This window comes from Glycomyces tarimensis, assembly GCF_054776215.1.
The window spans coordinates 4733-11905 of record NZ_BAAHCB010000017.1; the positions used below are offsets into that span (position 1 = coordinate 4733).

Annotated in this window: 4 protein-coding genes; 2 read left to right on the plus strand and 2 right to left on the minus strand. The window is 69.4% G+C overall.

What is annotated here, in order from left to right:
* Positions 1-43 precede the first annotated feature (43 nt).
* Both ACYVK3_RS13170 and leuS read right to left on the minus strand, forming a co-directional pair.
* The gene (locus ACYVK3_RS13170; protein WP_460497785.1) at positions 44-1453 is read right to left on the minus strand and encodes an endo-1,4-beta-xylanase; all 1410 of its coding nucleotides are present in this window, start codon (positions 1451-1453) and stop codon (positions 44-46) included.
* Between the two features lie 199 nt (positions 1454-1652).
* Entirely contained in the window at positions 1653-4502 is a 2850-nt protein-coding gene (gene leuS, locus ACYVK3_RS13175) for a leucine--tRNA ligase (protein ID WP_460497865.1), read from the minus strand.
* Between the two features lie 315 nt (positions 4503-4817).
* Between leuS and ACYVK3_RS13180 the strand changes: the two genes are divergently transcribed.
* Together ACYVK3_RS13180 and ACYVK3_RS13185 are read left to right on the plus strand one after the other, a co-directional pair.
* The gene (locus ACYVK3_RS13180) at positions 4818-5822 is read left to right on the plus strand and encodes an AAA family ATPase (RefSeq protein ID WP_460497786.1); all 1005 of its coding nucleotides are present in this window, start codon (positions 4818-4820) and stop codon (positions 5820-5822) included.
* A 2-nt stretch (positions 5823-5824) separates the two neighbouring features.
* A complete protein-coding gene (locus tag ACYVK3_RS13185; protein WP_460497787.1) occupies positions 5825-7075 on the plus strand; it encodes a DUF58 domain-containing protein in 1251 nt (416 codons plus the stop codon).
* Positions 7076-7173 lie beyond the last annotated feature (98 nt).

A 7173-nucleotide genomic window follows, 5' to 3' on the forward strand; every position in this document is an offset into this window, starting at 1 on the left:
GGACGCGCGTCCCGGGGCCCGGCTTTCGTCGGCTTCGGTCCGGTCAACCCGCGGTGCAGGTCACCGTCGGCTCGGCGGCCGAGCCGGAGCCGATGAATCCGAAGACCTGCTGGGTCTGCCCGGCGGCGATATTGCCGTTCCATCCCACGTCGGAGGCGGTCACCGACGATCCGGACTGGGTGAGGTCGACGTTCCAGGAGCTGCTGACGCTCTGGCCGCTGGGCCAGGTCCAGTTGAGCGTCCACCCGTTCGTGCCGCCGCTGCCGGCGGTCACCGAGACGTTCGCCTGCCAGCCCGATCCCCATTCGTTGACCACGTCGATCGCGGCCGTGCAGTCCGATCCGGTCGGCGGCGGCGTGGTGGTGCCGTTGTCCGGGGGCGGGGTGGTGGTCGGCGGCGGGTTGTCGGTGCCGCCGAGGGCCGAGAGCACCGCGTCGTAGGCCGGCTTGGTGGTGTAGTTGTCGTTGTACAGCAGCGGCGCTCCGAAGCCGTCGAAGACGTCCGGCACCCACGAGTCGCCGTCGCGCAGGCCCCACACGGTCACACCCGAGCAGTCGGCGACGTTCGTGCAGATGTCGACCACCCGCTCATAGTCCTGCGCCTGCTGCTCGAGCTCCTGCTGGGAGGCGGGCATCTGGATGCGGACGTCCAGCTCGGTGATGCGGACCTTGAGACCGAGGTCCGCGAAGCGCTGGAGGTTCTGCTCCATGTTGCCGGGCACCTGGCCGAGGATCAGGTGGGCCTGGAAGCCCATGCCGTCGAGCAGCCCCTGGTTGACCAGGCCCTGCGCGAGTTGGTAGTACCGGTCCGACTTGGCGTTGATGCCGTCGATGGAGTAGTCGTTCATGTACAGGTCGGCGCTCGGGTCGGCCTGCCGGGCGTACTCGAAGGCCTGCTGGATGTAGCCCTCGCCCATGCCCTGAAGCCAGAACGAGTCGCGCAGCTGGCCGTTGTTGTCGCCCACGACCTCGTTGACGACGTCCCAGGAGTCGACGTCGCCTTCCCAGTGGTTCATCGTGGTCGTGATGTGGTTCTGCATCGCCTGCTGCAGTGCCGAGCCCGAGAGGTTCTCAACCCAGTTCGGGCTCTGGCTGTGCCAGACGAGGGTGTGGCCGTGGACCGTCATGTTGTTCTGCTGGGCGAACTGGACCAGCCGGTCGCCCTGCGAGAAGTCGAAGTTGCCCTGCGAGGGCTGCACCGCTTCCATCTTCATGCCGTTCTCGGCGGTCACCGAGTTGAACTGCGTCGCCACGGTGTTGCGGTACGTCGAGTCGTTCTGCAGCAGACTGTCGTTGACGGCGACGCCGATGTCGATGCCGAGGGCGTCGGCGCCGCTTCGGAGCGTGGACTGGGCATGGGCGAACTGGGTCGACATGGCGACGCCGAGTCCGGCCATGACCACGGTGACGAATCCCGCTATCCAGGCTCGGCGGCGGGTACGAGTTTGCAGCACGGTTGCTCCTCAAAGCTCTTGCCGCGCGTGAGGGGACGAGGCGATGGTCATAAATGGGAGCGCTTCGCTCCCATGCGTGCCCACAGCGTATGGGATACATCGACCTATGTCAATGACTCGCGAGTATGGGTCCCCCCGAACCCTTGCCGCATCACCGAGCCGGGGGCGCGGGCACCGAGCGGCCCGCGCCCTCAGGCGGCTACTTCGCGACGATCGAGACCATCCGGCCGGGCACGACGATGACCTTCTTGACGTCCTTGCCCGCCAGGTTCGCGGCGACCTTCTCCTCGGCCAGCGCGGCCTCGCGCACCGCCTCCTCGCTCGCGTCGGCGCCGACCTCGATGCGCCCGCGGACCTTCCCGTTGACCTGGACCGGGTACGTCGCGGTGTCCTCGACCAGGTAGCGGTCCTCGGCCACCGGGAAGTCGGCGTAGGCGATCCCGCCGGTGCGCCCCAGGCGCTCCCACAGCTCCTCGGCGATGTGCGGGGCGACCGGGGCGGTCATCAGCACCAGCGCTTCGGCGACGCCGCGCGGCACCTCGTCCAGGCCGGTCAGGTGGTTGTTCAGCGTGATCAGCTTGGCGACGGCGGTGTTCATCCGCAGGTGCCGGTAGTCCTCGCGGACTCCGGCGATGGTCCGGTGCAGTTCCTTCAGCGTCGCCGCGGACGGCTCGGCGTCGGAAACGGTGACATCACCGGTGTCCTCGTCGATGATGTTGCGCCACAGGCGCTGCAGGAAGCGCTGCGAGCCGACGATCGCGCGGGTCTCCCAGGGCTTGGAGTCGGCCAGCGGGCCCATCGACATCTCGTAGACGCGGAAGGTGTCGGCCCCGTACTCGGCGCAGACGCCGTCGGGGGAGACGACGTTCTTCAGCGACTTGCCGATCTTGCCGTACTCGCGGTTGACCTTCTGGCCCTGGTAGAAGTAGGCGCCGTCGCGCTCCTCGACCTCGTCGGCCGGGACGTAGACGCCCCGTTCGTCGGTGTAGGCCCAGGCCTGGATGTACCCCTGGTTGAACAGGCGGCGGAAGGGCTCGCGGCTGGAGACGTGCCCCAGGTCGAACAGGACCTTCTGCCAGAACCGGGCGTACAGCAGGTGCAGTACGGCATGTTCGACGCCGCCGATGTACAGGTCGACGCCGCCGACGTCCTCGGCGCCCTGCGGGCCCATCCAGTAGGACTCGTTGCTCGCTTCGGCGATCCGGTCGGTGGACGTCGGATCGGTGTAGCGCAGCTCATACCAGGAGGAACCGGCCCAGTTGGGCATGGTGTTGACCTCGCGGCGGTAGGTCTTCGGCCCGTCGCCCAGGTCCAGTTCGACCTCGACCCAGTCCTTGGCGCGGCCCAGCGGCGGCTCGGGCGCGGTGTCGGCGTCGTCGGGCTCGAAGGTCTTCGGCGAGAAGTCGTCCATCTCGGGCAGCTCGACCGGCAGGTGCTCTTCGGGCAGCGCGACGGGCAGGCCGGTCTCGTCGTAGACGATGGGGAACGGCTCGCCCCAGTATCGCTGGCGACTGAACAGCCAGTCGCGCAGGCGGAACGTGGTGGCGCCCTCGCCGCGTCGGTGCTCGAGCAGCCACTCGGTGACGCGCTCCTTGGCTTCGGGGACGGCCAGGCCGTCCAGGAAGTCGGAGTTCACGCAGCGGCCGGAGACGTTGTCCGTGTAGGCCGCCTCGCCGTCCCACTGCTCCTCGCCTGCGACGACCTGGCGGATCGGGATGTCGAACGCCTTGGCGAACGCGAAGTCGCGCTCGTCGTGGGCGGGGACGGCCATGATCGCGCCGGTGCCGTAGCCGGCCAGGACGTAGTCGGCGATGAAGACCGGCACGCTCTCGCCGTTGACCGGGTTGGTCGCGTAGCCGCCGGTGAACACGCCGGTCTTGACCTTGGCGTCGGCCTGGCGCTCGACGTCGGTCTTCGCGGAGGCCGTCGCTCGGTAGGCGGCGACGGCGGCGGCCGGGGTGTCGTGGCCGCCGGTCCAGGCCTCGGGGACGTCGGCCGGCCAGGTCTCGGCGGTCAGCGCGTCGACCAGCTCGTGCTCGGGGGCCAGCACCATGTAGGTGGCGCCGAACAGCGTGTCGGGCCGGGTGGTGAACACGCGGATGTCGCCGGCGTACGTCGCGAAGTCGACATAGGCGCCGGTGGACTTGCCGATCCAGTTGCGCTGCATCGACTTCAGCGAGTCGGTCCAGTCCAGGTCGTCCAGGTCGCGCAGCAGCCGGTCGGCGTAGGCGGTGATGCGCAGCATCCACTGCTTCAGCGTGCGGGTGTAGACGGGGAAGTTGCCACGCTCGGAGCGGCCTTCAGCGGTGACCTCCTCGTTGGACAGCACCGTGCCCAGGCCGGGGCACCAGTTCACGGGTGCCTCGGTCACGTAGGCCAGGCGGTGGCCGTCGATGACGCGGCGCCGCTCGACCTCGCTCAGTTCGGGCCAGGGGCGGCCGTCGGGGGTCTGGCGCTCACCGGACTCGAACTTCGCGATCAGCTCCTCGACGGGCCTGGCCTTGTCGGCCTCCTCGTCGTAGTAGGAGTTGAAGATCTGCAGGAAGATCCACTGGGTCCACTTGAAATAGTCGGGATCGGTGGTGGCGAACTCCCTGCGCGTGTCGTAGCCCATGCCCAGAACGCGCAGCTGCTCCTTGTAGCGGCTGATGTTCTCCGCGGTGATCTCGGCGGGCTGGCGGCCGGTGGCGACGGCGTACTGCTCGGTGGGCAGCCCGAACGCGTCGAAGCCCATCGGGTGCAGCACGTTGTAGCCGGCCATGCGCAGGTAGCGCGTGTACACGTCGGTGGCGATGTAGCCCAGCGGGTGTCCCACGTGCAGGCCTTCCCCGGAGGGGTAGGGGAACATGTCCATGACGAACTGCTTCGGCGCGCCGGCGCGGGGGTGGTCCGGCTCGGCGAGCGGACCGGTCGGGTTCGGGGCGCGGAAGGTCCGCTCGGTGTCCCAGCGGTCCTGCCAGCGAGGCTCGATCTCATTGGCCAGACGGGCGTCGTACTTGAAGGCGCCGCGTTCACTCCGGTCCGGGCGGGGAGTGGCGGGCGGGGACATCGGTTCGCTCATGGGTCATCCTGTGTATTCGGTGCTTCTCGGGATTCGATCGGCGTTGTGAGGGTACAGAACCGCAGACAGCAAAAAACCCCTGCGAAGAGCAAGAGCAGGGGCGCCGTGCCGGTTCTATACCCGCACGGCTACGTAAGAAGAAGCTCGAAACGCCGAGACATGCCACCAGTGTAGCTGATCGCCGCGCAGGTCGCCCCGGCCATTCGGCGTGGCGCGAGCTCTGGCCGCGTCCGAGTACGATTGCGGGCAAGCGACGATCACGGCGCGACACATCCCACCGCAGAGACTTCCCCGGGAGGACCATTGGCGTTCGAGTCATCCCCAGCGCAGCAGGTGCAGCACCCCGGGCCGTTGAGTCCGCAGGAGTTCAAGGCCACCGCCGAGGCGATCTTGAGCAACGTCGAGTGGGTGATCGAGGGAAAGGCCCACACGATCCGCCTGGCGCTGGCCGTGATGCTCGCCGAGGGCCACCTGCTGCTGGAGGACGTGCCCGGAGTGGGCAAGACCCAGTTGGCCAAGGCACTGGCCCGCTCGGTGGACTGCTCGGTGCGCCGGATCCAGTTCACTCCCGACCTGCTGCCGTCGGACGTCACCGGCGTGAGCATCTACGACCCCGAGCAACGCGACTTCGTCTTCAAGCCGGGCGCGATCTTCGGCAACCTCATCCTGGGCGACGAGATCAACCGGGCGAGCCCGAAGACCCAGGCGGCGCTCTTGGAGTGCATGGAGGAGCGCCAGGTCACCATCGACGGGAACACCTACAAGCTGCGCAGCCCGTTCATGGTCATCGCGACGCAGAACCCGGTCGAGATGGAGGGCACCTATCCCCTGCCCGAGGCGCAGCGCGACCGGTTCACGGCCCGGCTGGCGATCGGCTACCCGGATGTGAACGCCGAGCTGGCGATGCTCGACCACCGCGGGGAGTTCAACCCCCTCGAGGCGCTCAAGCCGGTGTGCACCGGCGAGACGATCGTCCGCATGATCGCCACGGCCCGCGCGGTGCATCTCGCGCCCGAGCTGAAGCGCTATGCGGTCGACCTCATCGCCGCGACGCGCGCGAACGCGCAGCTCCGCCTGGGCGCGAGCCCTCGCGCCACACTGCAGCTGCTGCGCTGCGCGCGGGTGCTCGCGGCGATGGACGGGCGCGACTTCGCGCTGCCCGACGACGTCCAGCAGCTCGCGGTGCCGATCATCGCGCACCGCCTCATCCCCACCACCGAGACCACTATGGGCGGCAACGACGCGGCTTCGATCGTGGCGGAGATACTCCGTCACGTCCCGGTGGTGTCCCAGCCGGGGAGGTACTAGCGGTGGAGCTCACCGGGCGCGGCAAGACGCTGCTGGCGGTGAGCGCCGCGGTAGGACTCACCGCGCTGCTGGTGGGCGAGGGCGACCTGCTGCGCGCGGCGATGCTCGCGGCGATCGCGCCGCTCGGCGGCCTGGTGATGCTGCGGTGGACGAGGCCCACCCTTGAGTCGAACCGGGTGCTCAACCCCGCGCAGATCGAGGCGGGGCAGCCCACGCAGGTGCGTCTGGGCATCCGGAACACCGGTCGGCGTCGTCCGCCCGCGCTGATGCTGGAGGACCGCATCCCCTACCGGTTGGGCAACCGGCCCCGCCTGGTCTTGGAGCGGCTCGCTCCCGGCGCGCGCAGCGTCGTCAACTACGCGATCACGGCGGGCATGCGGGGGGCCTATGAGCTCGGGCCGCTGTCGGTGCGCTGCTCCGACCCGTTCGGGCTGGCGGTGTCGAACCAGGAGTTCCCGATGACCACGGAGCTCATCGTCACCCCGCGCATCGAGCGACTGCCGAGCCTGCGACTGCCCGGCGGAGCGGGTCTGTCCTCGGGTGAGTCGCAGGCGCAGGCCGTGGCGATCACCGGTAACGACGACATCGCGGTGCGCGAGTACCGCCACGGCGACGACCTGCGCCGCGTCCACTGGAAGGCCAGCGCGCACCGCGGCGAGCTCATGGTGCGCCGCGAGGAGCAGCCGTGGGAGAACTCGGCCGCGATCCTGCTGGACCTGCGGCGCGGTGCGCACCGCGGCGAGGGCGAGCTGTCGAGCTTCGAGTGGATGGTGAACGCCGCGGCCTCGGCCACCGTGCGGATGGCGCGCGACGGCCTGGCCCCGCGCCTGGTCACCGCGCTGTCCGAGTTCGATTGCCACCAAGGCGACTACAGCCTGGCGATGCGGTATCTGGCGACGGTGGCGCCCACTTCGGACGCGCCGTTGTCGCAGGTGGTCGAGAAGACGCAGCGGCACCGCTCGGTATCGGCGATCGTGGCGCTCATGGGGCACCTGACGCCCGAGGAGGCCGCTTCGCTGGGGCGGCTCGCCAAGCGCGGCGGCCACTGCACGGCGCTGCTGCTCGATCCGACGCGGTGGATGCAGCGGCACGACGCGCGCCACGACCCGCGGGAGCGGGCCTTCGCCGAGCAGCACCGGGCCGCCGCGGCGGCGCTGATGAGCGCCGGCTGGCAGGTCGTGCCTGTCGTCTCGGGCGTGGAGCTGCGCCGGCTGTGGACACAACTGGGCATGTGGAAGGCGGTCTCGGCGTGAGCGGACAGCGGCACGCGACGATGGTGGCGGCGGCGAGCCTGTGTCTGACGCTGACGCCGTTGGCGGGGATCTTCACGGGGCTCGGCTGGACGGTCCCG